The sequence below is a fragment of the Arthrobacter sp. 01N444 genome (assembly GCF_056399305.1).
The window spans coordinates 273,665-295,860 of sequence record NZ_JBFTRB010000003.1; the positions used below are offsets into that span (position 1 = coordinate 273,665).

Sequence of the window (22,196 nt, forward strand, 5' to 3'; positions counted from 1 at the left end):
ATTTTCGACTTCAATGACCCGGATACGCCTGAGATCGACATCTTCGACACCACGTACAAGGCATGGACAAACGAAGAAGGCCGCGAGTTTGGGTGGGGCTGTTCGCTCCTGCTGACGTGGACTCTGGAGGGTCACCTTTTTACCGGCCAGCAACACTGCGGAGGCAACGCCACGGTCTATGACAGAGAGCCGCTCGTCCTCGGCTGCAACGACGAGGAGTTCGATGTCTGGGTTCGAATCCGCGACAGTGGCTGGAAATTCGCTCTGACGACGGAAGAGGTCGGCGCAGCTCTGACCGGAAATGCCATTGCACGGGAATACACGCGGCGGGGGCAACCTCTATGGTCGAAAGATTTACCAAAGGGCGAAGAACTTAGGTGGAGCTACCTGCGACTGGGCGGCTAATGGTGACGCGGAACCCGCGTCCATCGGGACAGAGGTGCCGGTAAGTCCTAGTCGGGCGGAGCGGCGACGTGTTGCGTTTTCGATTCGCCGTACACATGCCTGACATGACTAACGTAGAAAACCGCAACCGCGTCGGGACCGGCCGTTTTGCCAGCCGCTTCACCCCCGAAATCCACTCGGAGCCCGCCGGCGTCACCACCCTGACCCGGGAGTCGTCCCCGCTGGACGAGACCGCAGCAGGTGCCGATCTCCATGCTGGTTCGGGCCCGCTCCAGCATGGAGATCGGCACCTGACAGCGGCGCCAGGACAAGGGGGCGAGGAGGGACCAGCCATGGCCGCCAATGCCCGAGGTGATGGTCGAACTCGACCGCCGCGCCAAGGACTACGAAACGCTGCCCCGGGAGGAACAGGATTTCGTCCTTGACCAACTGGACATGCCCGGCGCCAAGCACCTGCTCGAACCGGGCCAGCGGTGAAGGCCAAGTACAAGCTCTAGATGACGCCCGCCGAGCACGACGCAATCGCCGGCATCCTCACCACCTGCAAGTAATCGCCCCGGTGTCGTGTAAGTTCATGCGCGGGGGACCGCGAGCACTCGTCGGACCTACACACTCCGAGAGAAAGCAGCACCCATGAAGATTTCCCGTGCCACGACAATTCTGGCCTCCGCGGCCCTGGCTAGCGTCCTGCTCAGTGGCTGCGGCGGAGGAGCGCCGGCGGACGGCGGCTCGTACAAGACCGCCACGGAGCTCAAGGAGGCTTTAGTGAAGGCCGGCGGCAAATGCGACAACTGGGAGGCCCACAACAAGACGTCCTTGGCGACAACGTCAGGTTCCTGTGGCGACGACTTCGCCCTCGGCGTGTATGAGGACTCTAAGAACATGGACACGACAACCGGGTTATTCAAGAAGCTGGGCATCAGCGCGGTAATCGGCAAGAACTGGGTCTTGTCCGGCGTAGATGCAGCCTCCGCCCACAAGTTGCTCGGCGGGGAACTCATCACCAAGAAGTAGACCAGCCTCCGTAAAGCGCCCCGCACCGGTTTCGGTGCCGGGCGCTTTGTCGTTGCCGGTCGTCGACCCTGATCTGCGCATCACCGCCGGTGAACAACGCCCGCCGCGAATCGTCCGGCGTGCCCGGGTCGCCGCGACCCAGATCCAGGTGAACGATGCGCTCAAGTCCCTGAACGCCGCCGACCCGACCTCCACGCTGGGCCGGTTCGAGGAGCGCATCCGCCGCGAGGAAGCCACCGTCCGCGGCCAGCAGGAACTCGCCGCGTCATCGTTGGAGCCCCAGTCCGATTCGCTCGAAGACCTCGGGGAGCAGACCGAGATCGAAGCCCGCCTCGCGGCCCTGAAATCCGGCGGCGCGCAGAAGGCCATCGACTATTAGGACCCGCCGCACACAGCAGCCCCAGGACAGCCCGTTCCGGGGCTGTCCCGGGCTTCGCGTCACAGGGCCCGGATTGCGGGGGCACCACATAAGCTGACACCGGCGATCCGTCCTGTCCGCATCAGCGCGGCCGCCAACCGATCCGTCACTCGCACCGCAGGAGAACCATGAACACTGAAGGCCCCATGAGCCCGCCGGCCAATCCCGGCACAGATGCCGCATACGGCACCCACCCTTACCCGGGGTACGGCTACCCGCAGAAGCCGAAAGCTTCCGGAATGCGCGTCGGCACCGGTGTCGTCGCCATCGTTCTCGCCGTCGTGGGTATCCTCTTCGCCTGCGCATTCCTCTTCCAGAAGAGCGCGTACGGCGCCAGCACGCCGTTCAACGGGTGGATGAACTTCTTCCTCATCGTCGGATCCGTCGGCTCCCTGGTCACCGGCATCGTCATCCTTGCCAAGCAGCGCAAGCGCGGCGGGGCAACGCCCTGGCTTGTTGCTTCCTTCGCGGCGCTCGTTGTGATCGCGTGCTTGGGATTCATGAGCTCCCACACCACAGGCCTTCCCGGCGCGCCCGTTATCACCCTGCCTTTTGCTCTCGCAGCAACCGTGTTGGCCGTTCTCGTCATTGTCCTGGAGAAAGCACGTCGCTGACGCAGTCCAGCAAATGACGTAAGCCCCGGCTCCTCCACGGATCCGGGGCTTTCGTCATCCCCCGCCCGGTGCCGCACACAGACGGGCATGACCACTTCAGCGTTCACCCGCCCCCGCCAGGACGCCGGCACCCCCGCCGGCGGCGAGTTCAAGGCCTACGGCCACAGCGACGCCGTCCCGTCCCTGACCGGCCGCCGGTCCGCGCCCGCGACGTCGAACCGGCACGTCCCGGAGTCGCTGCGCATGGCGCACATCCAGGACCCGAAACTGGTCAGCGAACTGGATTCGGCCGTTGAGCGCAGCCTTGAAGACGACACACTGGCTGACTACCACGCAGTTGCTCGGCGATCCGCAGGGCCTGGCGTGTGTACTACGAGTTCCTCGCGGAAGCGCATCAAATCTTTCCAGTAGATGTCAGCGCGGGCGACCATGTCCCGGTACTTGTCGAGGAAGTCCCCGAAGAGCTCCAGCATGAGGCTGTTGTCGTCAGAGATGGCAACCAGGACCTTCTCAGCGACGTCTTCCCCGGCGAGGTTGATGTCTGGAAGCATCTCCAGCGGGACGATGGCGCTGCGAGGAACATCCTGCTGGTAGCGGAGGACGAAGCTGAGTCTGAGGGCGAACATGGTGGGGCTCCCGGGTAGGTCGGTGGCGCTGGCTGCGCTTCGTCATATGTGTGCGGGAGGGGCGGATTCCCTCCCCGGGCTACTTGCTGGCGTTTTTGAGGTGGCGCTCCACGATGGCGGACATCCTCCGGACCTTGTCCTGGTGCTCCTCGCCAGCCCGGATCGAGACGGTCATGGTTATGTCACCGACGGCGAGGAGACCGACGGAAAAGATGTGCCCGTCAGCCAGGGGGATTGTGGCGCCGAACCCGTTTTCGGTGCCGAGGTCGAAGGATTTGGCGACCGGGCACGGTGCATAGGCGCTTCGCGTAATGGCCACGCTTCGCTTGGCCTCGTCCGCTGACGAGATCTGCGCCAGTGTCCAGAAAAGGACGCGGGTCGGGTCCGGGGCGTCGCCGATCATCCGGAGGCCGCGGGTGATGACGATGGAGCGTGACTCGTCGTTACCGAGGTAGGCGGAACGGCATTCCTCCGGTAGTCCAGGGGCGAGGGTCGGCGCGGGGGAGGCCGTGCCGATGGCCGGAGGGGCGACGACTGGCCTGCCCACATGGGCGCCGGGTCCGTACACCTGCTCGATCTCGTCCGCCGTCGGGAACAGGTCAATCATCCGTTCATTGCTCAGTCCCGCGAAGGAAGCTGCCGGTGCACAGCCGGAAGATGCGATAGCAAATGCCGCCACGACGGCACCTAGGCCGATGCGCCCGAACGAACCTGCCATTACTACCCCCAACCAGTGATGGTGCGCGGCGCGCCTTGGCAGAATCGTAAATGCGAAGGCCGCCTGCTGGCTACGACCAGTACGTGTAGAGGACCGGCCGAAGGGACGTCCAGGTGCACGGATCGGTGAACAGGTTGCCGAGCCGGGCGAGTTCCCGAACCTCGCCGGGCACCAGCCGGGTCAGCCGCTCCGCAGCGGTGGCCGCATCGGGGAACAGTGGCTCCTCCGGTCGGGGGCGGCCGGCCACGGAGATGCGCTGCGCGGCCACGCCGTGCTGCCCGGTGTCGCTGTTGAGGGCCAGGGCGCGGCGGTAGCCGCGGACGTAGTTGTGGTTCAGCTCCAGCCCGGTTTCCTTGTCCATCCACCGCCCGTCGTAGGGGTCTATTCCGGGGCGTCGTGCAGGGCAGGGCCGGTGTCGGCCCCACTACGGAGGTGCGCCTCCACGTAGTCGAAGAGGTTGTCGTGCTGGATCCAGGTGGAGGCGTAGGAGGGCGGGACGAGGGCCATGACGTTGGGCAGTCCGTAGTCGAAGGAGTGCACGACGCAGGAGCCGAGGCGGTAGGGGAGCTGGTCGCCGATCCCGGCCCGCACCATGTCAAGTTTTCCAGATCGGGGTCGTCGAACGGCCCAGTGGCTTCCAGATGGCGTACGAAGTCGCCGAAGGTCAGTGTCTTCCAAGGGCGTCAGCAGGGGTGAAAGCCAGTTGATGCGGGGTTGGACGGGACGACGTCGGTCAGTGCGTAGCCCAGGACTTTTCGGATGCGAAGTGACATGCCGCGTATGTGTGCGGACGGCTGAGTGGGTCTCCCCGTCGTGGGGCCCAGGCCCAGTAGGTGTAGAGCACCGGGCGGAGCTGCTTCCAGACCTCGCCTTAACCCCTAGGGCGAACTAGGCGAGGCATCCGCCGTCCTGGCCCCGCGCAACGGTTTGTCCGTCGATGATGATCTGGCAGGTGGGACTCCCGCTGCCGCCGTCGTACCACATCGTGATGCCGGCGCCTTTCGGGTCACTCATCAGCATGGTGGCCTCCCACCGGCCGCTTGCGCCTTCGACGCAGCCGTATTCCATGGGTGTTCCGTAATCGACGTTGAAAGTCTTTCCGGGTTCCCCTTCAACAATGAATGTCACCGGTTGCCCGCCCTTCGTTCCGACAGAGCCGGACGAACCGCAATTCTTTCCCGGCGGCTGACCCGTTGTGGGCGCGGAAGGCACTGCCTGTGGTGCGGGCGCGGAAGGCACTGCCTGGGGCGTCGGCGCAGAGGCTGCCGCTGTTCGACCTGGTCCCGTCGCTCCCGTCGTGGCTGAGGCGGCAGGAGTTTGTGTCGTCGCGGCGAAGGGGAAGTTACGGATTTTTTCGGTGTACTGGGCGATTCCGTAGGCGGTGATCGCGGCGACGATCAGGGCGATGACGGTCCCGGTGATCCCGAGAATCAGCCCCGCGGTGGCTGTTACTCTGTCCCGCGGCTGCCCGGTGCGAGCGAAGTAGGCCAGAATGATGGCAAGCGGCCCCAGGACCAGAGCCGGCAGGCCCAAAACCGGGATAAATGAAACGGCAACAGCAAAGGTACCCAGCACCAGCGACGCCAGTCCCTGGCCGCTTATGTGTGTCTCTGCAGGGCTCGGCGACGTGGAACTTCGCGTTACCGGGGGAACGTTCAAAAGCATGCTTCTCCAGGAGTGTGAGTAGTTGCGACCGCGGGCCGGAAATGCCGACGAGGCGGTTGGCACTTCGTGATCCTACAGACTGAAAGCCGTCGGACCGGACATCTTTCGGGGGTGCCGGGGTAGGTCCCGTATCGAGGCGATAAAACCGGATAGTGGGGCCACGGGGAGACGAGGGACTTACACTTCCCATCCGGCGATGTCGGCGTCCTTTCTTCGAACAGGGCCTCTCAGCTCTCCGCCCCGCGCGAAGCTCCGGCATCCCCGGCGATGCTCTCAAGCTTCAGTGCGCCTGGCGATGCCGCCTGGCCACGCGGGTAGGCCTGGCTGTCTCAGGCGCTGTGGATCATCACGAGGGTTCCGCGGCAGCCCGACTCGCTCGTGCAGCGCTTGTAGCCGCCGGCAGGGTATTCGCCCTCCGGATAGTCGACCCGGGCGTCCGCCATCGATGTGTACTCGTGGCCGTCGTGGGAGGCGCAGTTCTTGCAGGTGTCGCCGTCGATGAGTTCGCTCGCCCAGATCTCAGAGTAGCCCTGCATGGGGTCGGGCTCACCGGCAGCCGGTCCTTGGGGGACAGCCTGTGCCGGTGGCTCAGGGCTTTGCTCAGGCGGCCATTCGGAAGTCTTCGCCGCCACCCCGCTGATGACCTGTTTCAGTCTGTCCCAAATGCCCACGATGCATCCCCCTCTCCCGTGTAGACCCCGGCCGGGTCCGCGCCAGATTGAGCTTATACCGGCCCACGAACTGCGGCGGGGAGCGGCGCTCACCATACCGCACACACGAAGCTATTGGATGCTGAGTAGGCCTGTGGGCAGCCGAATAGCCCGTCAGGGGCCAGCGAATCACTATTGTTTCGTTGGCCTTCCTGATGGCCAGCTCAATCACTATTTCGCGTGAAGGCTTGGGCTGACCGTGTAGCGCTTTAGTTGATTACTGATGGCACATGTACGAAAAAGCGTGTACTTCAAGAATGCTGCCGGGGGCTTTGTGCAGAGCTGCAGGGTCGTCGGTCGGCCAGCCGCAAACGCCCACAACGGACTCCATGACGCGTCCACACGGCCGTCTCGAACCACGGCAGTTTGGTAGCACGCGTGGTTCGGGACGATGAGGTCGGAGGTTCAAATCCTGTTACTCCGACTCTGCAGAGATGCAGACACAATGGCGGGAGGGCATAGCGGTCGAGCAACTGCCTCGAAAACAGTCGCCCGGGCAACCGGGCCGTGGGTTCAAATCTCCCTCCAGCCGCACATGTGAGGTTGACTTAGCAGTACCAACTATCAAGGGGCAGCCCGTGGGCCTCAGTTTCCGCAAGACCATCAAGCTCGGCAAGAAGACGCGCCAGAACGTTTCCAAGTCGGGGATCTCGGCGTCACGCAAGGCAGGGCCCGTCACAGTGAACAGCCGGGGTAAGGTCACCATCCGCCTCGGCAAGGGCCTGACCTGGCGCCTCGAGCAGTACCCGGCACGGATCGCGGTCTGTGCCGGCCAACGGGATGTAGCGCAGCTTGGTAGCGCACCTGACTGGGGGTCAGGGGGTCGCAGGTTCAAATCCTGTCATCCCGACGGGAGTCGCTTGAGTGGGTTGTTAGTCTTCCCAGCGGTTCTTGTCAGTCCACGGCTGCCGCGGGTTGGCGGCCTCCTCGGCCTGTTTCTCGGCGTCATCCCATGCGCTCTTCAGGAACGAGCCCGCTACCACTGCGAACAGGGCAGCCATTCCTGTCCAGACGGCCTTCTCAATTTTGTCCATGTCTTCCCCATTAATCGACGATCCATCGAGCATAGCGCCCAGGTTTCGGCACGCTGGAAGCCGTCGGCCGGCGGGCAGGCAACAGATCCGCCAGGGCCCTCAACCGAGGCCCGTGTCCGCGGCTTCTTAGCTCAGTTGGTAGAGCGCGCGACTGAAAATCGCGAGGCCCCCAGTTCGATCCTGGGAGTAGCCACTAAGGGAGTAGCGTCCCTTCTCGTTGCTGCGATGAGGCTAAAGAGCAGACGTGCTGTGCCGGTGCGGAGAAACGGCGCCCCAATACCGATGAGGGAAAACCTGCCCAGGCATGCGGTCGTCCACAGGAACGTGATCCTGGGCAGGTGTCGGGCACCGCTAAGGTCCTAACCCCTGCACTGTTGGCGTGGTGTAGAAGGAAACACAGCAGTCTGCCAGTCTGCCGTCGCGGGTTCGAGACCCGTCGCCGAAGTACCAATGCGGGAGTAGCTCAGCTGGTAGAGCGTCACTCTTCCAAAGTGAATGTCGCGAGTTCGAACCTCGTCTCCCGCTCGAAGGCGCCCAGTGCACCGTTCGCCTCCGTAGCTCAGATGTTAGAGTCGCGGTGGTCGCCGACGGGATGGCCGCCATCACCGACGGGTGCTCTGGCACGGTTTATAGAAGACGCTGCCGGATCTGCATTGGCAATTCCGTGCACGTCTTCAGCCCGCCCCTCGAGGTTCGGCTGGGTCTGCAGCTCAGCCGCCCCTCGAGGGGCGGGTCCCCCGAGCCTACGGGCAACGGGTAAGTGCCGCCGGCCCTCACGGTCTGGCCGGGATACTGCGCGGGGCACTTAGTCCGCTACTTTTGTTGGCGCAGCTGCTCCTGCTTGTGGCGCTCCATCGCCGCGGCATGGATGACTTCATCCGGCTCCAGCCTGGTCCCCCGACAACCATCCATTAGGTCGTCCAGGTGGATGAACGGAATGCCGGCGGTCGGGTCGCCTTTCCTGACAGCCTTCTCCTCGATCAGCGACTGGAGCCGGACTGGATCAACCACCGGCCCTGCGGTCTCTGGTTCGATGTCCTTGATGTAGACGAACGCGGGCCCGGGAGAGTGGACCGCCCTCTGGAGCGCGTTCATCTGGATCCACGCCTTCAGTTTGGACGGGTCGATCTGCTTGTCGGCGGGAATCCTGAACGTGCTCATGCCATGACGTTATCGCCACGACACATGCCTACGGCGACAGGCGCGCTTAGTGTCACGGCCTGGCCGTCCGATTTGCCCGCTGTTGAGATGATGAACGTCGACAAGCGGACACGAGAGAAAGATGGCCATGGCCGAGCACAACGAAGGCCCGAAGCGGCTAAGCACAGACGAACTGGTCAACCTGATCGACGAGATAGCAGCCGGCCGCGGCTCCGGCCTGGCTCCCGAGCGGACGCCGGGGTGAAGACTATTGCTTCCGCATCTTGGAGGACTTCTGGCGGCTGGACTTCAGCGGAGTGGCCGCCGGTCCGCAGATGTACAGTCCACTCGGCTGGTCGTCGGAGGATATAAGCAGATTGCGCCAAATCAGTGACGAAATTGATTGAGGTTCCGCGGAACACACACAGTGACGGCCGACGTGAGCCGCTCTCATATCCCCATGCACCGACTTCGGTCGCCGAGAATCACCGAAGTGACCTGACCGCAGCTTGGGCGCGCGACATAAGACTTTCAGAATATTTCGGCCCACGCCTCGCGGACGAGGAATCGTGGGCCGATGCGCGAACTTGAAATGAGTTAAGCGCTCAAAGCTGGAACCGTGTGACCAGTGAAGTAACGCGAATGGGTCTTTTTCACGGTGTCTAGAGAATCGCTGTTGAGTGAGACGATTTCCCAATCTGTACTCGGCCGCGCCTGCTCAAGCTTCAGCCGTTCCAGAAGGGCTTCGCGGTGCCCGTTCGATCCGGGAAACTCCATAACCACGCGATCGCCGGTTATCCGGTTGTACTCGATTACGTATCCAGGCATGTGTTCACCCCTTTCTCTTAACTCGCATCTTATCAAAACGATCCTTGATCTCACCGAGCATCTGTTGAACCACAGCCTCCATGGAGTCCATCTGGGCCTCGATCGTCTCTAGCTCGACCGGCGTCGACAGGTCGCTCTCTCTTAGTCGCTGAGTCATCCGTCGGATCCTGTTGCGGCCTTCCTCCAGATCGCGGATCTCTACTGTAGATACTTCTTGGAGGGATTCAACGAGACGACGTCCTGCACGGTCTCCGGGCAGTTCACCATACCGGATTTCACGGCCGAGAACATCCGCCGCTGCCTCATAGGTGTTGGCCCATTGGCCCTGTAGATGTGTCCTGATTTGGACTTCCACGCGAGCGGGGAGCCGCAGCCACAAATGTACGGCGCGATAGCCGCTGTGAGCGTTGTTACGGAGGTCTCGCTCACAGCCTTCTCTATCATGCTCGAAAGCGCCTGCAATCGCGTGGGCCACTGCGTCCTGTTCATCAAGTGTCATCTCGGCCTCGAAACGCACGCCGGCTATGTCCTGGACACTTGGAAGAGGCGTCGCCCTGTCACGCTGGAGCTTTTGACGGAGCGTGTCTATCGTCTTCGGACGCGATGTCACCTCCGGCACTCGGTCCTCAAGAAGGGAACTCCAGTCCAACGCAGCGATTCTCGCTTGTGTCTCCGCTGCCACATCGTTGAAGTAGAACATGACCTCGTTGTACCCCGGTAAAGAGTCTGGCACCGTCTCTCCGTCCCGGATGCGGATTCCAAGCTTCTTGAGCTGGTTCGTGGACCAGGGTAGCGGTGGCATTCAGCGATCATATCGCCCGACTCCTGGCGAGCCGCAGCCTACGCGATGGAACGCCGGGCGGTGGGTCCAGCAGTCATCCAGCTGATCCTGCGATTCTTTAGGGGAGCCCCAACGTCGGCGGTTCGCAGCAAGTTCGCATCCAGCTCGAACCGTGGAAACGTGCGCGTTGCTTGGTCAGCAGCACGATGCCGGACGCGAGAGTTCCCGCCGCCTGATCCGTGACGGCAACAAAGTCGCCACACAAACTCTAAGCTTCGCCGTGGCCGCCTTCCGCCGCCAGTTTCCTATGGCGACCGTCGACGGCGGCTCGGGGGCAATGAGAAAACCGGGAGTTGCGGTGAGGCCCGGGCGCCCCCTTTGGGGGCCGCCGCAACATGTCGGGCGGCAACGGCTACACGCGCTGCCCGGCGGCCGTCTCAGCCGGTCATCAGTCATCGAGACTAGTGTTCAGGGAGCCACTGGCTATTTCCAGATGGCCGCCGATTTGGATCCTGCCAAACGCTACAAAGCGCTACTACTTGGGCCTTGCCTATGAACGGCAATCGCTGATTGAGGATGCCGGCATTCCGCACCGTACAACGGATGGCAAAGCTGGCGGGGATTGAGGGGCAGATCAGTCCGCACATTCTGCGGCACACGTTAGCCACTATCGCGCTGGACGCTGGCTCCACCCTGCATGACCTCCAGGACAGTATGGGACATGCTGACCCCTGCACTAACGCCGGTATGACAGTACACGGCACAAGCCTGCAAAGGCCGCAGGATACGTCGTGGCACGGGCCTAGGTCTGATGGCCACCGGTCACACTCGGGACACCACACGGTAGGGCGCTGTGGGTCGGGCGGAGACGTCTGAGAAGTCGGTTATGATCTTCCGGGCAACCAACCAAAATCCGCACACAATGGGGGAATTAATGACTACTGGCAACACCAGTCCGCCGCCGCCGTACCCTCCCTACAATCAACCGCCGATGCCACAGGGGCAGCCCCCGAAGAAGGGGATAGGCATGGGCGGCAAGATCGTCCTGGGGGTTACCGGCGCCCTTGTGCTGGTGGTTATCGCAGTCATGATCGTTCCATCGCAGAACGCTGATGCCTGCAAGCTTTACGAGTCGGCGGTACACGAGCTTGAGGATGCTGTAAAGATGCAGAAGGAAGGCGCCATCAGCCAGGCGGACGTACGTGCAACCTTCAGCGAGCTGCCGTCCAACATCGGCTTTGCCGCCGCCAAAGCGCATGGGGACGTGCTCGTTGAGATGAAGGATTCTTTGGAGTACGCCACCGCCTACGAGGCTAGCCAAACTCAGGACAACGGCACGGCGTACTTCATGCAGCAGAACCAGGTTGTTGAAGCATGCAGTGCCGACCGGGCTCCCATCCACTTGGAATAGCACCTGACATATGGAACTAACGGCGCGGCCAGTAGGCGACGCCAGACAGGGGCGGGCTTAGGCCCGTCCTTTGTCGTGTGCACCCTTTTTATGGAAGAGGCCCAAATTAACCGCCGGCTTCGGGATGCCGAGTCAGAGGCTGTCAGCTACGGACGCGGCCTGAAGGAGAGCTTCCCGCACTCGCAGGGTTGGTGGAGGTTCCGGATGTGGTCTTCCTGGTCAGCGAGCTCGTCGCAGGCGGCATGTAGCCGGTCGGTGGCAGTTTCAGTCATGGTGGTTCCTCCGTGGTTTCTGCCCATGAGTTTACCGGCGGGCAGTCGAACGAAGTTGTCCGCACGCATCGGATGGCTCGGCATACGCGCAAACTCTGGTCCTGATGTGACACGCATGACCTCCGTGACGGCAAGAACGGATTTGCCGCCGGCACGCTCGAGTCCTTCTCGATCGCCAACGACGGCACCATCATGGGCTCGTTCAGCAACGGCACCAAGCAGCCCGTCGGGCAGGTCGCGACGGCCAAATTCACCAACCCGGGCGGCCTGGAAAAGGCCGGCAACTCCGAATACCGGGTCTCCGCTAACTCGGGCGCCGCGGTCCTCGGCACCGCAGGCTCCGGCGGCTACCGCTCCATTTCGGCCGGGTCCCTGGAAATGTCCAACGTGGACTTGTCCCAGGAGTTCACCAACCTGATCGTCGCCCAGCGCGGCTTCCAGGCCAACGCCCGCATCATCACCACCTCCGACCAGATGCTGCAAGAGCTGGTGGACTTGAAACGCTAGGCGCCCGCATATTGCCGGAACCTTAGGTGTCTCCTAATTCCGGCGAAGAGGCCCCGATCCGCAGCAGCGGACCGGGGCCTCCTTGGTCTGCGGAGGGAGTCAGTCCCAAACCTCCACGACCGTCTCTCCGTCTGACGCGACATGCCGGCCGTCATGGCCTTCGTCGAGAGCGCAGTAGGCGGTGAAGATCCCGCTGCCGTCGAGCTTCTCACCGCTGCAGTCACCGACGTTGCTAGCGTCCAGAGGAAACGGCTCACCCACAGCAATCGGGTTGCCCGGACCTCGCGGCGCCTCCCGGTCCGGCCAGAAGAGGGCGATGGCCGGGCCGCCCTCTGGCCCGGACAGCCGGTAGGTTCCCCCTTGCACCGCTAGTGGAAGCTCGGTGGAGTCGAGGTCTCTGTGTTGCCCGTGCAGTGGGCCGCCGAGTAGTTGGCTGATCTTCATAGGTGGAGACTACCCTTCCCCGTCGACCGCCTCACTCATATGGTTGGGCTTATCCGCACCCGTGCCACTACCGCGGAAGAGGCCACTGCACTCATAGCTCATGAATTTGAGGGACATGAAACGCTACATCCTTACCGCTCTGGCGGTCACACTCATCGCGGGGCTCTGCGCGTGCGGGAGCGGGGCTCCGGAAGCCGGATCCGCGAGGGAGGTATCGTCCGAGACGATCCCCGCTACCCCGACCGACACTGCCACTGCTAGTCCGACGCCAAGTCCAACACCCACCCGAACGCACGCGTCCCGGCCGGTTCCGGAAGTGACCGGGAAGACGTTCGCCGAGGCATACAAGATTCTTATGGATGCGGAATTCTACGGCTACCCCTACGATATGGACGGCTTGAAATCGATCTCCACGACCCCTGATAAGTCCCTCGTCGTCGTCTCCACCAGCCCGACCGCCGGCACCGTCACGAGCACCATGGACATCCAGATCAACCTCGGCCTCACCGGGGCGGCGGGAACTGCCGTGATGAACGGCGCGGACCCGGCTAAAAACGGCACCCGCTACCAGATCGATTGTGCCCCCAACCTGGGCTTCGACGAGTCAGTCACATTCCACTCACTCAAAGAGGTGTGGGCCAGCAAAAGCTATGCCGGACCAGACCACTGCATAGTCAACTACAACGGCGAACATTCCTTGGAGAAGCCGGCAATACTGCCCAGTGAGCAAAAGATCGTGGACATCGTGGCAGCAAACGGCAGCGGGGTATTCGACCCGCCGATGAAGACGTTCGATCACGTGCTGGGACTGTGCATCAAGCTGGATGCGGATTACACCGACGGGTCCTGGGACCGGGTGGATACGCAGAAGGCGGAGGCCAAGGCCGCCCTCGCGCTCTGCCCTGACACCCCGCACGCGGCCATCCTGCGGGACGTCCAGACCCTCATTACCGTCGGCCCAGGGGCGTACGAGGTCGGGAAATTCATGGAGCCGGGCACCTACCGGACCAAGCCCGGAGCGAAGGACTGCTATTGGGCGCGGACCACCGGTGGCGGGGACATCATCGCCAACAACTTCATCGGCTACGCCCCTGCCGGGGTTACCGTCACCGTCCACGCCGGAGAAGGCTTCGAATCCCAGCGCTGCGGGTACTGGACGAAAATCGGCTGACCGGCACCACCCCGAGGCCCCGGCCCGTCACCCAGTCGGTCCGGGGCTTTTTGATGCCCTCCAAACGGCGTCCTCGACGGAGGCGGACTCGGCGATCTGTTCGCGGATGAGCCGGCCCAGGAATTCGGACCCGAAGGTTCCGGGGTCGGACTCGTTATGCAGGGCGGTGATCTTGGTCCCGTCCCAGGCAGCGTCGGCGACAGCACCTTCGGTGAGGTTCCCGGCCGGCAGCGAGGCGCTGCATTCGACGCGGACCTCCTCCCAGTCCTGGTTGTCCAGGTCCGCCTCGTAGCGGTCCCGGATGAAGTCCTCGATCTGGGCGCCGTGGCGTTCCAGGTAGGTGTCGAGGCTGCCGTCGGAGGCGGAGAGGTCGCTCGCACCCATCATGTCCCGGAGGTTCAGGGTCTTGCCCGCGGTCACGGTGTACCCGGAGCCGTCGTCGATATGGGAGCGGCGAACGTCGATGCTCTCGATGACGTCGCCGTCGGCGAGCTCGTTGAAGTTCTCGTCCTCGCCCGGGGCGATGAGGACAGGGCGGGCGGCCGGTTCGACGAGGGTGACGCCGGTGGCTTCTGGAAAGGTGTGGGCTGCGAATTCTCCGCCGGACGGGACGCCGGGCGACACGCGGTTCTGGTTGCTCATGCCCTCCTGTGTGCGGCTGGTGTCCTTGGGTGTCATCGACGTGCCGTCCCGGCGGGTGCGGGGACCGCGGCTGGGGCGACGAGGCCCTCGGCGCACATTTCCACGGCGATCCGTTCATCCGCGGTGAGCGGGCGGATTGCGCGTTCGAACAGTTCGACCCCGGCGGCCCAGTCAGACCACTGCCCATCACTGGTGAAGGCCTGGCCGTTGCGGACCAGCGCCGAGACCAGAATGGCGGCGATGACGGTGTCGTAAGGGCGGCGGCCGGTCTTGCAGAAGTTGTCCAGGCCGGTGTCGTCGGTGCCGTTCGTGCCGGGGAGGTGGAACGTCTCGTAGTCCTCGTCGAGGGCCTCGGAGCCGTTGAGCCAGATCCCGTCCTCGACCGTGAGCTCCGGGGAACCGGTCCCGTCGGGTCCGTGGATGGCGATCCCGGATGCGTCAATGATGGAGCAGGCGTCGGAGATGACGGCGGGGGTGGCGGTGGAGTTTTCCAGGCGGTGCGTGTAGCCCATGGCAGGTCCTTTTACTCGGCGGTTCCGGGGTGCTCCCCGTACCCCTCATGTGTACGGACGTGGCCCTGAAAGTGCCCGACAGACAGAAAGCGGGCCGGATAACCGACCCGCTTTCCGGAGCGACGCAGGACCCACCATGGCAGGGAGTCGAAAGGAATAAACCCCCCGGCGGCGACCTTCGCTTCAGCACCGGGCCCGAATGGACCTTGCTAACAAAACCCGGTGAGATGACGTTGACGTCATGCTCTCGGACCCCATGTGTGCGGACCCCGGGGGAACTCTCACCGCTAGACTCCGTGCCATGGAAAATTCACAAGACAGCCGCGGCAAGTCTCAGCAGCGACAGGCTGATGCCCAGGCCACCGTGCCCTTCCCTGAGCCCGCCCTTGGCCCGGAATGGCGCAAGTTCATGGAGAAGCGTGGGTTCGTAGCCTGGGCCGTTGGAGAGGGGCATCCCGGGTATTTTCGGGCCCTCCGCGAGAGGGGTCTGTTCACTGACGAGGACGCGCGCAAAGAGCAGAATATGCTCGCCAAAGAACAGAAGTATCTGACTACCGACGTAGCCCCTGACGGCGAGGGCGGCGTGTCCGTCTCAATTGAGCTGAACGTGCCGAAACATAAGGAAGCCATGATCAATGCCGCGATCAAGTCCCTTGGGGACCGCAGCGGGGACGACGTGGACTCGATCAGCGCGGACCTGGATGCGGCCATCAAAGAGCGGGGCTATCAGGTTGACGCCCCTATCGTCGCCGACATGGCGGCGTTGTTGGCAGCCGGTGAAGATGTGGTCGTCGGAGTTGATTCAGGCCCCGAGCGCTCCGAGCGCGCCTGGTAGCAGGGCAGAAAGAAGCCGGGGCCGGATGATCCGACCCCGGCTTCCCGGTGGCGCAGGCCGCTCCCTGGGGCGAAATGGGAAGCCCCGGGTGCGGCCTTCGCTCCGCAAACCGCCGTAGGCAGCGGCTGCGGTGGCGTTGACGCCGGCTCTTGGGACTGGCCCTAGCTGAACGCCATCTTTTTGAGGTTGAAGCCCATCTCCTCCAGGGCCGGGTAGACGGCGTCGCGCCAGTTCCGCCAGTCGGTGATGCGGGGGATGTCCAGGGCGCCGGTGCCGGGGGCGTTGTACGGCTGGCCGTAGTAGATCTGCTTCCACGCGGGCACGGCAGCGCCGGTCACGGTCGGCTTGTCATCGAGCAGCAAGTGACCGAAGACGAGGGTCTTGTCGTGCGTGAGGATGGTCTTGGCCGCCATCTCGGGCCCGAAGTGCCGGGCGATGGAGGCGAGCTTCTCGGACGTGCAGGTCGGGTGCGTCAGGTACGGCTTGGAGCAGAACCAGTTGTCCAGGCCTTCGGCGGCCATCTCGGCCATGGGCCTCGACGGCGTACGGCAGCGGCTCCAGGTTCAGGTACAGGCCTTCGGCGTTCATGGCCGCGTCCAAGGTCTCCCGGTCGTGCGGGTTGTCAAACATGTAGTCGTAGTGGGTGCGCTCCTCCATGGGCACGATCCGGTAGCCGGGGTCGATTTCGAGGAGCTTGTCGTCCAAGGCGCCGCTCCAGTCGAAGGCGTTACCGTCAGCGTCCCAGAGGATGATCGGGGCGTCGGTGAGCGGGCGCGGCAAAGTCAGGGTTCTCATGGAGCTCATGTGTGCGGCTGCACCGTTCGTCGTCTTCATGTCCGGACATTAACGCCGGGCACCGACACTCCGGCGCGGTCGGCTTGCCGCCCACGGGCCGTTCACGACGCAAAAGACCGGGCCGGCCGAAGCCGACCCGGTCCCGGGCATCGGAGATCAGGCGTTCTGCAAGGCCGGGTAGTTCTGGTCGGCCGTGATCGCGTGCAGCGCGGCGGTGTCAGCAAGGGTCGCCCAGGCCTGGCGGTTCTCGTCGTGGCCGGTCTCCAGGAGCTCGTCCTCGTCGTTGTAGTCGGCGGTGTTGATCAGGACCTCGTAGGGGTGGTCCGGGTTCAGGATGTAGCCGGGGTCCGTGTAGGACTTCATCTCGGTGTGGACGGCGAAGCGGATGAGCTCGACGTACCGGTCCCGGTCCGCCTGCGGCAGGCGCGGGAACGCGGCCTCAAGGTTCCGGATCGCGTCGGTGCGGGTCTGGGGTGCCTCGCCGTCGGCCCAGTAGTCCGGGTAGGAGTCCCGGAGCAGGTCCGTGGTGCGGGACGCGCGGATGATTTCGCGGACCGGCGCCTTGGGCAGGGCGAGGAGTGCGCGGGTCAGGTCATGGCCGCGGGCGGCCTCGAAGGCGGAGTCGAAGTCGGGGACCTGGGCTGCGGGCAGGACGACATCGGCAGGGGCGTGGGCGGTGGCGGCGAACTGGCCTCCGGCGGGATTGCCGGGCTGGACACGGGCGGGGAGAGCGGTGGCGGTCATGGGTGGTGCTCCTTTCCTGTACTCCCCATGTGTGCGGCAGGAACAGGCTCCGGCGACAACGTGAATACGGCCCCGCTGCTAGAGGACTTCGACCCTTCCCGCCAAAGTGCAACGGGCCGACGATGACGGCTGGGGCGGAGCACAAATTCGATGCCTGAAGAGGCGGCGTTCTCGGCACGGACCCTAGGAGCAGTCATGAACACCACTGACCACACCCCTCGAACATCCAGGGTCCGCAGAATCCGTCAGCTGGCCGCATCCGTGACGGTCATCTTGCTGGCGGCGGTCGGGCTCGCGTCACCTGCCCAAGCCATCTATCGGGGAAGCACGTCCAATCCTGGGTCGTACGCCTCCACCGTGCTCCTGATCGTCACCTTCCCCACCCGGCAGCTGCCATGCACAGGAAGCCTGATCGCATCCAACGTCGTGATCACCGCTGCCCATTGCGTCCGGGACAAACAGGGAAAGGCACCGCTCTACATCCACGCAATGTTCAATTACGGAATCAGTGCTGACACGTACACCATCCAGGCATCAAGCTCGAGCTCCGCACCCGGGTACAACGCGGCGACCTACACCGGAGACGACATCGCCGTGGTCAGGCTGAAGACCAACGCCCATTCACCCGTCATGCCGATCTCGAGGACTGATCCTGGCCTGGGAGCACAGATCGTCATCGCCGGATACGGATGCCAGGGGGACCCGTACACCGGAGGGTTTCCCTGCGACGTGACGCAGCTGAGGCATATGACATCCGTCGTGGTCCGTACGGGGATCTGCCCGTCGGCCACACGACCTTGGAGGCTTTGTGACCACTCGTATCCGAGTGCGACCGATAATGGGGACAGCGGGGCGCCAGTCACTGTCGTCCGGAACGGTGTGCGGACTCTCGTTGGGGTGCATAACGGGCTTGAGGCACGGGGGACGACCCCGAGCAGCCTCTACAACATGTACTTCACTTCGGCGGCCCAGAACCTGGCCTGGATCAGGTCGGTCACAGGTATTCGCTGAGCCTCGGTGTGGTCGGCCGGCGGGTGGGGAGCACTACCGGGCGTTCCGCACACATGGGGCGAATGACCGACCCTGTGATGCCTCTTCCCTCCGCCGACGAGCTAGCCGCCGCCACCGGCAAGTTTCCGGAGCGGGCCGCCGCCTGGCTGGCGCGGCTGGCCGAGGTGGAGGCTCATTTCGCAGCTCATGGTCGCCTTCCGGCGGCCCATATTGGCCGAAAGGCTGAGAAGAGTCTTTACGAATGGCTCAAGTACCAGCGACTGTCGCCTGCGCCGGAGCCGATGAAGCACATCCTTGACGTCCGGGTTCCCGACTGGGACAAGCGACGTCGGAATACCTATGGCACGTTCGAGTCCCGGGTCCAGGACCTCAAGATCCATCGCGACGCCTACGGGTCGTGGCCGTCGTCCAGGTCTCGGGACGAACAGGTCGTGAAGCTGTGGCATTGGCTGAGGTCCCAGAGGATCCTGTGGCGCGCCGGCGGCATGGCCCCGCACCGGAAGCCCTGCTCGATGAGCAAGTGCCCGGCTGGGACGAAACCGTCCAAGAGACCTGGGAGAGAACCGTCCAGGAGATCGCGACGTTCCGGTCCCGCCGCGGCCGGTTGCCCGCCTATTCCAGTCCTGAGGACTCGGAGCGCCGGCATTCCCGATGGCTCGCTGACTTTCGTCAGGGCGGCAACCTGACACCGGAGCGTGAGGCGTATCTGGAAAAACATCTTCCCGGCTGGCGCGCTGACGGCCGCTTCCTTGAGGCGCGCACCCGGAGGGCAGCCGCATGAGGCTTCCCGACGCCGACGAGCTGGCCGCCGCCACCGGGAAAACCCCGCAGCGCTCCGCTGCCTGGCTGGCGCGCCTGGACGAGGTGGAAAACCATGTGGCAACCCGCGGCCGCCTTCCGCGGGCCCACCGGGGCGGAAGGGCTGAGGGGAGGCTCTACGGCTGGCTCCAGTATCAGCGCACGAAGCCTTTACCGGGAGCCTGCCGGGCTGTCCTGGACGCGAGGATCCCGCGCTGGGACGGGAACATGCACGGTCCTTTCGAATCGAGGGTTCAGGACCTGAAGGTCTACCGCGATGCCTACGGGGTGTGGCACTCATCCCGTTCACGCGACGGCGCCGTTCTCGCGCTCAGCAAATGGCTGGAACGCCACAGGCACCAGATGCGCAACGGCGAAATGGTCCCCCACCGGAAGGCGCTGCTCGATGAGCAAGTGCCCGGCTGGGATGAAACCGTCCAGCAGACCTGGGAGCGGACCGCCAGAGAGATCGCCACGTTTCGCACGCACCGCGGCAGGATGCCCTCCGGCGCCGCCGCAGAGCACTCGGAGCGCCGTCTCTCCCGCTGGATCGATGACATGCGCCGCGGCCGCGGACTCTCCCCGGAACGGAAAGCGTTCCTGGACGAGGTGCTGCCCGGATGGCACATCACACGCCAGACCTCCGGCCTGAAGCAGTACGCGGAGGCTGCGGCGATACAGTGAGGGGTGCCAAACGGCACCACCGCCTGAAGGAGATTCCCCTGTGACCGTTGCCCGGCCGAACCTGGCCCAGCTGATCCTCGACCGCAAAATGGGGCGCAGCTTCGACAAGCTCGCCGAGGACTGCGGCGGCCAGCCCGCCGGCCGGCGGCTGCAGCAGATGGCCAACGGTGCCCGGCCGATGAAGAACTTCCCGGACCCGGACACGATCCGCGCCATGGCGGTCGGGCTGGGCGTCAGCGAAGCGGAAATCATCCTGGCCAGCGCCCGGTCACTCGGGTTCGGGGTGGACAGCACCGGTTCCGGTGAGCTCACCATCGCCGGGGCAGGGGCCCTGCCGTCGGATGCGAAGAAGGCCATCATGGATGTGGCGCGGGCGCTCATGAACGCCCACGCCACCTCGGAGAACCCTGGGATCTAGCGCCCGAGCGCGGTCGCGACCACCAGCTCGTGCAGGCCGGACTGGCCCATGGCGACCAGGGTGCCGCCGACACCGAACATTGCGTACGCCCCGATCGGGATGAGCAGCAGCCATTCGCGCATGGATCCGGCGTGGCCCAGGACCGGGATGGTCATGTAGCCGTTGGAGTGCCAGCAGGCGTTGAGGAACGGAATGTTCTTGAACGCTTTCGGCGGCTTGATCGCGAACGGCCAGGCCAGGTTGCAGCCCTCGGTGGTCATCATGTCCCCGAGAATGTGGACGATCACGCCCAGGCCCATCGCGACCGGGAACCAGCCCTGTTCCTGGGGTGCGAAGAAGGTGATGAAGACACCCATCGCGAGCCCGACCGCCCAGGGGGATTTCCGCATCGAGTCCGGGATGATCTTTAAGGCTTTCGCGGCGAACGCGACCAGCAGGACGGAGAGGATGCCGGCGCCGGGGTAGATGGTGCCGAAATGGTCGACGTGCATGGTCCAGAGCCCGGCGAGCCAGGCGATGAACACGAACGCGGCGATTCCCACGATGGAGTGGGTGCCGTGCCGGTGGCCGCCGGCGAGCTTGCCGATCCCGGCGCACATCACGTTGGAGAGCGGCGGCAGCGAATGGGCGATGGTTGCGTTGTGGTGGTCGGCGTCCGGGACCATCGCGGCCCCGGCAACGACGAGGGCTCCGGTCACGACGCCGATCGGGCTGACGTCCCACAGGCCCAGGCCGAGATCCATGGCGTGCGGCAGGAACGGTGCCTTCGCGGCGATGGCGGTCAGGTCCACGTGGATGTTGGTGGTCAGGGCAACCCAGGCGGCGGCGCCGCAGGCTGCGTGGTGGGCTCCCATCATGGCGGGCGTCCTTTCGTCGGGGAAGTCTTCTGGACCGAATGTGTGCGGCTGCGTGAAGAAGATTCCCCGGCGCCTCGGCGGTGCCGGTCCGTCCCAGAGCATGCGTAGAGACGCGCCGGACGGGACCACTGCGGTCGAAGGGGTTCGGGCCGTTACTCTGAGCCCATGTTGAACAGAGCAGTAGCGCCGCTGGTCCTTGTCGGAGCTCTCCTTGTAGGGGCGCTGTCCGGCTGTGCGGGTCCCGGCGCAGCTGCCGGCATGTCGGTGGCGGACAAGAAGGCGCTGGATGATCCGCTGTTCGTTGCCGAACTGGTGGTCGCCGCCATCTGTCCTCCGACCACGACGAAGTTCGATGATGAGGCCTCCCAGTGTGCAGCCGTCCTGAACCGGACCACCGTCAACATCGCCAAAGTTCACACCCTGGTCCGGGAGCACGGCATCGAGGACGCTGTACTTGACGACGCCGCGATGAAGGTCGGAGCTTTTGCCGCAGTCTGCGATCCTTACGGCCCCGGGGTGGAACTTCGTGGATGCTTGAACGCGGCCGAGGCGGTCAAGACCAGCGGGCAGACCTACGTTCAGACACTTCGCGCCAAGCTCGACGCCGTCAAATAGCTCCTCCTGGCGGCGGGTGAACCCGGGCCGTTCGCGGCCTTACCGGAGGCGGGTCTGGATGTCCCGGATCTCGGCGGCGAGCTTGAGCGCCTGGTCCCGGATTTCGTGAAGATCGTGGATTCCGGCCGACTCGATCGCGTCCCGGATCGGGGTGAGGTGACGGCGGGTCAGCAGCCGCGGCGCCGGCCTGTCAACGGACGCGAACCGGTCACGCCGGAGCGGCAGCTCGGACGGGTAGCGTGCCGCTGGCAGCGAGACGCTCGGGGCGGCGTGCCCGAAGGTGGAGAAGCGGCCGGTCCGGGTGCGGGGCTGAAGGAGGCTCATACCCTTCTGTGTGCGGCGCAGTGCGCAGTGGCCACGTCGTCCTCGTCGTCCTCGTCGTCTGCGGTCCGCCTGCTCTGAGCCTGTTGGTCGGAAGTTCTCATCGCAGTATTTGTGCTCGTCCCGTGGCCCGGCAGTGGATTGCGGCCACGGTGGCCAGCTGGGGCAGCTCAATGTAGCTATTTTGATGCATTAAACGGGCTAAT

The 22,196-nt window shown here is 64.3% G+C and carries 31 protein-coding genes, 4 tRNA genes and 3 pseudogenes; 19 read left to right on the forward strand and 19 right to left on the reverse strand.

Annotated elements, in window-relative coordinates; all coding sequences use genetic code 11:
* The first annotated feature begins 747 nt into the window (after window positions 1-747).
* The 4 genes and pseudogenes from AC1DKN_RS05655 (at window position 748) to AC1DKN_RS05670 (ending at window position 2,451) form a co-directional block, all read left to right on the forward strand.
* Entirely contained in the window at window positions 748-882 is a 135-nt protein-coding gene (locus AC1DKN_RS05655) for a hypothetical protein (protein ID WP_476870655.1), read from the forward strand.
* A 156-nt stretch (window positions 883-1,038) separates the two neighbouring features.
* Window positions 1,039-1,419 (forward strand): hypothetical protein, encoded by a 381-nt coding sequence (locus AC1DKN_RS05660; RefSeq protein ID WP_476870656.1) that lies wholly within the window; start codon window positions 1,039-1,041, stop codon window positions 1,417-1,419.
* Window positions 1,420-1,537: 118 nt separating this feature from the next.
* Window positions 1,538-1,798: pseudogene (locus tag AC1DKN_RS05665) on the forward strand (PspA/IM30 family protein); the annotation flags it as partial.
* Between the two features lie 167 nt (window positions 1,799-1,965).
* The gene (locus AC1DKN_RS05670; RefSeq protein ID WP_476870657.1) at window positions 1,966-2,451 is read left to right on the forward strand and encodes a hypothetical protein; all 486 of its coding nucleotides are present in this window, start codon (window positions 1,966-1,968) and stop codon (window positions 2,449-2,451) included.
* 155 nt (window positions 2,452-2,606) lie between these two features.
* Here the strand turns inward: AC1DKN_RS05670 and AC1DKN_RS05675 are convergent, their stop codons facing one another.
* The 7 genes from AC1DKN_RS05675 to AC1DKN_RS05705 all read right to left on the reverse strand — a co-directional run bounded on the left by AC1DKN_RS05675 (window position 2,607) and on the right by AC1DKN_RS05705 (window position 5,996).
* Window positions 2,607-2,768, reverse strand: coding sequence for a hypothetical protein (locus AC1DKN_RS05675; protein WP_476870658.1), 162 nt, complete (start codon window positions 2,766-2,768; stop codon window positions 2,607-2,609).
* A gap of 9 nt (window positions 2,769-2,777) precedes the next feature.
* Window positions 2,778-3,077 carry a hypothetical protein gene (locus AC1DKN_RS05680; protein ID WP_476870659.1) on the reverse strand — a complete coding sequence of 100 codons (300 nt, stop codon included), beginning with the start codon at window positions 3,075-3,077 and terminating at the stop codon, window positions 2,778-2,780.
* Window positions 3,078-3,156: 79 nt separating this feature from the next.
* Window positions 3,157-3,756 (reverse strand): hypothetical protein, encoded by a 600-nt coding sequence (locus AC1DKN_RS05685; RefSeq protein ID WP_476870660.1) that lies wholly within the window; start codon window positions 3,754-3,756, stop codon window positions 3,157-3,159.
* A gap of 109 nt (window positions 3,757-3,865) precedes the next feature.
* Window positions 3,866-4,156, reverse strand: coding sequence for a hypothetical protein (locus AC1DKN_RS05690; protein WP_476870661.1), 291 nt, complete (start codon window positions 4,154-4,156; stop codon window positions 3,866-3,868).
* Window positions 4,157-4,176: 20 nt separating this feature from the next.
* Window positions 4,177-4,389 (reverse strand): hypothetical protein, encoded by a 213-nt coding sequence (locus AC1DKN_RS05695; RefSeq protein WP_476870662.1) that lies wholly within the window; start codon window positions 4,387-4,389, stop codon window positions 4,177-4,179.
* Between the two features lie 294 nt (window positions 4,390-4,683).
* The gene (locus AC1DKN_RS05700) at window positions 4,684-5,370 is read right to left on the reverse strand and encodes a hypothetical protein (protein WP_476870663.1); all 687 of its coding nucleotides are present in this window, start codon (window positions 5,368-5,370) and stop codon (window positions 4,684-4,686) included.
* Between the two features lie 419 nt (window positions 5,371-5,789).
* A complete protein-coding gene (locus AC1DKN_RS05705; protein WP_476870664.1) occupies window positions 5,790-5,996 on the reverse strand; it encodes a hypothetical protein in 207 nt (68 codons plus the stop codon).
* A gap of 608 nt (window positions 5,997-6,604) precedes the next feature.
* On the opposite strand from AC1DKN_RS05705, the pseudogene AC1DKN_RS05710 reads away from it, so the two are divergent.
* Both AC1DKN_RS05710 and AC1DKN_RS05715 read left to right on the forward strand, forming a co-directional pair.
* Window positions 6,605-6,892: pseudogene (locus tag AC1DKN_RS05710) on the forward strand (DUF4236 domain-containing protein); the annotation flags it as partial.
* A 54-nt stretch (window positions 6,893-6,946) separates the two neighbouring features.
* Window positions 6,947-7,020, forward strand: a tRNA-Pro gene (locus AC1DKN_RS05715).
* A gap of 22 nt (window positions 7,021-7,042) precedes the next feature.
* Here the strand turns inward: AC1DKN_RS05715 and AC1DKN_RS05720 are convergent.
* Entirely contained in the window at window positions 7,043-7,237 is a 195-nt protein-coding gene (locus AC1DKN_RS05720) for a hypothetical protein (RefSeq protein ID WP_476870665.1), read from the reverse strand.
* Between the two features lie 87 nt (window positions 7,238-7,324).
* Here AC1DKN_RS05720 and AC1DKN_RS05725 point away from each other — a divergent pair.
* The 3 genes from AC1DKN_RS05725 to AC1DKN_RS05735 all read left to right on the forward strand — a co-directional run bounded on the left by AC1DKN_RS05725 (window position 7,325) and on the right by AC1DKN_RS05735 (window position 7,729).
* Window positions 7,325-7,397 (forward strand) — tRNA-Phe (locus AC1DKN_RS05725).
* Between the two features lie 185 nt (window positions 7,398-7,582).
* Window positions 7,583-7,654 (forward strand) — tRNA-Gly (locus tag AC1DKN_RS05730).
* A 2-nt stretch (window positions 7,655-7,656) separates the two neighbouring features.
* Window positions 7,657-7,729, forward strand: a tRNA-Gly gene (locus AC1DKN_RS05735).
* A gap of 288 nt (window positions 7,730-8,017) precedes the next feature.
* Here the strand turns inward: AC1DKN_RS05735 and AC1DKN_RS05740 are convergent.
* The 3 genes from AC1DKN_RS05740 to AC1DKN_RS05750 form a co-directional block, all read right to left on the reverse strand.
* The gene (locus tag AC1DKN_RS05740; RefSeq protein ID WP_476870666.1) at window positions 8,018-8,365 is read right to left on the reverse strand and encodes a hypothetical protein; all 348 of its coding nucleotides are present in this window, start codon (window positions 8,363-8,365) and stop codon (window positions 8,018-8,020) included.
* Between the two features lie 576 nt (window positions 8,366-8,941).
* Entirely contained in the window at window positions 8,942-9,172 is a 231-nt protein-coding gene (locus AC1DKN_RS05745; RefSeq protein WP_476870667.1) for a hypothetical protein, read from the reverse strand.
* A gap of 4 nt (window positions 9,173-9,176) precedes the next feature.
* Window positions 9,177-9,974 carry a hypothetical protein gene (locus tag AC1DKN_RS05750; protein ID WP_476870668.1) on the reverse strand — a complete coding sequence of 266 codons (798 nt, stop codon included), beginning with the start codon at window positions 9,972-9,974 and terminating at the stop codon, window positions 9,177-9,179.
* Window positions 9,975-10,529: 555 nt separating this feature from the next.
* On the opposite strand from AC1DKN_RS05750, the gene AC1DKN_RS05755 reads away from it, so the two are divergent.
* Both AC1DKN_RS05755 and AC1DKN_RS05760 read left to right on the forward strand, forming a co-directional pair.
* Complete coding sequence (locus AC1DKN_RS05755) at window positions 10,530-10,829, forward strand: tyrosine-type recombinase/integrase (RefSeq protein WP_476870769.1); 300 nt, start codon at window positions 10,530-10,532, stop codon at window positions 10,827-10,829.
* A 151-nt stretch (window positions 10,830-10,980) separates the two neighbouring features.
* Window positions 10,981-11,364: a hypothetical protein gene (locus tag AC1DKN_RS05760; RefSeq protein WP_476870669.1), complete on the forward strand. Its 384-nt coding sequence runs from the start codon at window positions 10,981-10,983 to the stop codon at window positions 11,362-11,364.
* Between the two features lie 146 nt (window positions 11,365-11,510).
* Here AC1DKN_RS05760 and AC1DKN_RS05765 read toward each other — a convergent pair whose 3' ends face one another.
* A complete protein-coding gene (locus AC1DKN_RS05765; protein ID WP_476870670.1) occupies window positions 11,511-11,636 on the reverse strand; it encodes a hypothetical protein in 126 nt (41 codons plus the stop codon).
* A 132-nt stretch (window positions 11,637-11,768) separates the two neighbouring features.
* On the opposite strand from AC1DKN_RS05765, the pseudogene AC1DKN_RS05770 reads away from it, so the two are divergent.
* Window positions 11,769-12,143: pseudogene (locus tag AC1DKN_RS05770) on the forward strand (flagellar hook-basal body complex protein); the annotation flags it as partial.
* 99 nt (window positions 12,144-12,242) lie between these two features.
* Here the strand turns inward: AC1DKN_RS05770 and AC1DKN_RS05775 are convergent.
* Complete coding sequence (locus AC1DKN_RS05775) at window positions 12,243-12,587, reverse strand: hypothetical protein (protein WP_476870671.1); 345 nt, start codon at window positions 12,585-12,587, stop codon at window positions 12,243-12,245.
* A 316-nt stretch (window positions 12,588-12,903) separates the two neighbouring features.
* On the opposite strand from AC1DKN_RS05775, the gene AC1DKN_RS05780 reads away from it, so the two are divergent.
* Window positions 12,904-13,758 (forward strand): hypothetical protein, encoded by an 855-nt coding sequence (locus tag AC1DKN_RS05780; RefSeq protein ID WP_476870672.1) that lies wholly within the window; start codon window positions 12,904-12,906, stop codon window positions 13,756-13,758.
* A 27-nt stretch (window positions 13,759-13,785) separates the two neighbouring features.
* On the opposite strand, the gene AC1DKN_RS05785 is transcribed toward AC1DKN_RS05780, so the two are convergent.
* Together AC1DKN_RS05785 and AC1DKN_RS05790 are read right to left on the reverse strand one after the other, a co-directional pair.
* Entirely contained in the window at window positions 13,786-14,400 is a 615-nt protein-coding gene (locus AC1DKN_RS05785; protein WP_476870673.1) for a hypothetical protein, read from the reverse strand.
* A gap of 32 nt (window positions 14,401-14,432) precedes the next feature.
* Complete coding sequence (locus AC1DKN_RS05790) at window positions 14,433-14,912, reverse strand: hypothetical protein (protein WP_476870674.1); 480 nt, start codon at window positions 14,910-14,912, stop codon at window positions 14,433-14,435.
* Window positions 14,913-15,213: 301 nt separating this feature from the next.
* On the opposite strand from AC1DKN_RS05790, the gene AC1DKN_RS05795 reads away from it, so the two are divergent.
* On the forward strand, window positions 15,214-15,747 hold the full coding sequence (locus tag AC1DKN_RS05795; RefSeq protein ID WP_476870675.1) for a hypothetical protein: 534 nt from the start codon (window positions 15,214-15,216) through the stop codon (window positions 15,745-15,747).
* Window positions 15,748-15,908: 161 nt separating this feature from the next.
* Here AC1DKN_RS05795 and AC1DKN_RS05800 read toward each other — a convergent pair whose 3' ends face one another.
* A complete protein-coding gene (locus tag AC1DKN_RS05800) occupies window positions 15,909-16,277 on the reverse strand; it encodes a hypothetical protein (RefSeq protein WP_476870676.1) in 369 nt (122 codons plus the stop codon).
* Between the two features lie 421 nt (window positions 16,278-16,698).
* Entirely contained in the window at window positions 16,699-17,286 is a 588-nt protein-coding gene (locus AC1DKN_RS05805; protein ID WP_476870677.1) for a hypothetical protein, read from the reverse strand.
* Between the two features lie 195 nt (window positions 17,287-17,481).
* On the opposite strand from AC1DKN_RS05805, the gene AC1DKN_RS05810 reads away from it, so the two are divergent.
* The 4 genes from AC1DKN_RS05810 (at window position 17,482) to AC1DKN_RS05825 (ending at window position 20,197) form a co-directional block, all read left to right on the forward strand.
* A complete protein-coding gene (locus tag AC1DKN_RS05810; protein WP_476870678.1) occupies window positions 17,482-18,297 on the forward strand; it encodes a S1 family peptidase in 816 nt (271 codons plus the stop codon).
* 397 nt (window positions 18,298-18,694) lie between these two features.
* Complete coding sequence (locus AC1DKN_RS05815; protein ID WP_476870679.1) at window positions 18,695-19,078, forward strand: hypothetical protein; 384 nt, start codon at window positions 18,695-18,697, stop codon at window positions 19,076-19,078.
* On the forward strand, window positions 19,075-19,779 hold the full coding sequence (locus AC1DKN_RS05820) for a helicase associated domain-containing protein (protein ID WP_476870680.1): 705 nt from the start codon (window positions 19,075-19,077) through the stop codon (window positions 19,777-19,779). Before AC1DKN_RS05815 ends, AC1DKN_RS05820 begins: the two co-directional genes overlap by 4 nt.
* Before the next feature lie 40 nt (window positions 19,780-19,819).
* The gene (locus AC1DKN_RS05825) at window positions 19,820-20,197 is read left to right on the forward strand and encodes a hypothetical protein (RefSeq protein ID WP_476870681.1); all 378 of its coding nucleotides are present in this window, start codon (window positions 19,820-19,822) and stop codon (window positions 20,195-20,197) included.
* Here the strand turns inward: AC1DKN_RS05825 and AC1DKN_RS05830 are convergent.
* Window positions 20,194-21,054, reverse strand: a complete 861-nt coding sequence (locus AC1DKN_RS05830; protein ID WP_476870682.1) for a metal-dependent hydrolase — start codon at window positions 21,052-21,054, stop codon at window positions 20,194-20,196. The two genes, AC1DKN_RS05825 and AC1DKN_RS05830, sit on opposite strands and share 4 nt — an antisense overlap.
* Before the next feature lie 165 nt (window positions 21,055-21,219).
* Here AC1DKN_RS05830 and AC1DKN_RS05835 point away from each other — a divergent pair, with 165 nt between their 5' ends.
* The gene (locus AC1DKN_RS05835; RefSeq protein ID WP_476870683.1) at window positions 21,220-21,669 is read left to right on the forward strand and encodes a hypothetical protein; all 450 of its coding nucleotides are present in this window, start codon (window positions 21,220-21,222) and stop codon (window positions 21,667-21,669) included.
* Between the two features lie 39 nt (window positions 21,670-21,708).
* On the opposite strand, the gene AC1DKN_RS05840 is transcribed toward AC1DKN_RS05835, so the two are convergent.
* Window positions 21,709-21,993, reverse strand: coding sequence for a hypothetical protein (locus AC1DKN_RS05840; protein WP_476870684.1), 285 nt, complete (start codon window positions 21,991-21,993; stop codon window positions 21,709-21,711).
* Window positions 21,994-22,196: the final 203 nt, after the last annotated feature.

What these genes read in the sequence shown, in the direction of transcription:
- AC1DKN_RS05810 (WP_476870678.1), top strand. Translation starts at nt 17,482, where the DNA reads ATGAACACCACTGACCACACCCCTCGAACATCCAGGGTCCGCAGAATC.
- AC1DKN_RS05695 (WP_476870662.1), bottom strand. Translation starts at nt 4,389, where the DNA reads ATGGTGCGGGCCGGGATCGGCGACCAGCTCCCCTACCGCCTCGGCTCC.
- AC1DKN_RS05765 (WP_476870670.1), bottom strand. Translation starts at nt 11,636, where the DNA reads ATGACTGAAACTGCCACCGACCGGCTACATGCCGCCTGCGACGAGCTC.
- AC1DKN_RS05670 (WP_476870657.1), top strand. Translation starts at nt 1,966, where the DNA reads ATGAACACTGAAGGCCCCATGAGCCCGCCGGCCAATCCCGGCACAGAT.
- AC1DKN_RS05785 (WP_476870673.1), bottom strand. Translation starts at nt 14,400, where the DNA reads ATGAGCAACCAGAACCGCGTGTCGCCCGGCGTCCCGTCCGGCGGAGAA.
- AC1DKN_RS05740 (WP_476870666.1), bottom strand. Translation starts at nt 8,365, where the DNA reads ATGAGCACGTTCAGGATTCCCGCCGACAAGCAGATCGACCCGTCCAAA.
- AC1DKN_RS05760 (WP_476870669.1), top strand. Translation starts at nt 10,981, where the DNA reads ATGGGCGGCAAGATCGTCCTGGGGGTTACCGGCGCCCTTGTGCTGGTG.
- AC1DKN_RS05830 (WP_476870682.1), bottom strand. Translation starts at nt 21,054, where the DNA reads ATGATGGGAGCCCACCACGCAGCCTGCGGCGCCGCCGCCTGGGTTGCC.
- AC1DKN_RS05805 (WP_476870677.1), bottom strand. Translation starts at nt 17,286, where the DNA reads ATGACCGCCACCGCTCTCCCCGCCCGTGTCCAGCCCGGCAATCCCGCC.
- AC1DKN_RS05720 (WP_476870665.1), bottom strand. Translation starts at nt 7,237, where the DNA reads ATGCTCGATGGATCGTCGATTAATGGGGAAGACATGGACAAAATTGAG.
- AC1DKN_RS05745 (WP_476870667.1), bottom strand. Translation starts at nt 9,172, where the DNA reads ATGCCTGGATACGTAATCGAGTACAACCGGATAACCGGCGATCGCGTG.
- AC1DKN_RS05680 (WP_476870659.1), bottom strand. Translation starts at nt 3,077, where the DNA reads ATGTTCGCCCTCAGACTCAGCTTCGTCCTCCGCTACCAGCAGGATGTT.
- AC1DKN_RS05755 (WP_476870769.1), top strand. Translation starts at nt 10,530, where the DNA reads ATGCCGGCATTCCGCACCGTACAACGGATGGCAAAGCTGGCGGGGATT.
- AC1DKN_RS05840 (WP_476870684.1), bottom strand. Translation starts at nt 21,993, where the DNA reads ATGAGCCTCCTTCAGCCCCGCACCCGGACCGGCCGCTTCTCCACCTTC.
- AC1DKN_RS05660 (WP_476870656.1), top strand. Translation starts at nt 1,039, where the DNA reads ATGAAGATTTCCCGTGCCACGACAATTCTGGCCTCCGCGGCCCTGGCT.
- AC1DKN_RS05775 (WP_476870671.1), bottom strand. Translation starts at nt 12,587, where the DNA reads ATGAAGATCAGCCAACTACTCGGCGGCCCACTGCACGGGCAACACAGA.
- AC1DKN_RS05750 (WP_476870668.1), bottom strand. Translation starts at nt 9,974, where the DNA reads ATGCCACCGCTACCCTGGTCCACGAACCAGCTCAAGAAGCTTGGAATC.
- AC1DKN_RS05795 (WP_476870675.1), top strand. Translation starts at nt 15,214, where the DNA reads ATGGAAAATTCACAAGACAGCCGCGGCAAGTCTCAGCAGCGACAGGCT.
- AC1DKN_RS05820 (WP_476870680.1), top strand. Translation starts at nt 19,075, where the DNA reads ATGAGGCTTCCCGACGCCGACGAGCTGGCCGCCGCCACCGGGAAAACC.
- AC1DKN_RS05690 (WP_476870661.1), bottom strand. Translation starts at nt 4,156, where the DNA reads ATGGACAAGGAAACCGGGCTGGAGCTGAACCACAACTACGTCCGCGGC.
- AC1DKN_RS05835 (WP_476870683.1), top strand. Translation starts at nt 21,220, where the DNA reads ATGTTGAACAGAGCAGTAGCGCCGCTGGTCCTTGTCGGAGCTCTCCTT.
- AC1DKN_RS05655 (WP_476870655.1), top strand. Translation starts at nt 748, where the DNA reads ATGCCCGAGGTGATGGTCGAACTCGACCGCCGCGCCAAGGACTACGAA.
- AC1DKN_RS05705 (WP_476870664.1), bottom strand. Translation starts at nt 5,996, where the DNA reads ATGCAGGGCTACTCTGAGATCTGGGCGAGCGAACTCATCGACGGCGAC.
- AC1DKN_RS05790 (WP_476870674.1), bottom strand. Translation starts at nt 14,912, where the DNA reads ATGGGCTACACGCACCGCCTGGAAAACTCCACCGCCACCCCCGCCGTC.
- AC1DKN_RS05800 (WP_476870676.1), bottom strand. Translation starts at nt 16,277, where the DNA reads ATGGCCGAGATGGCCGCCGAAGGCCTGGACAACTGGTTCTGCTCCAAG.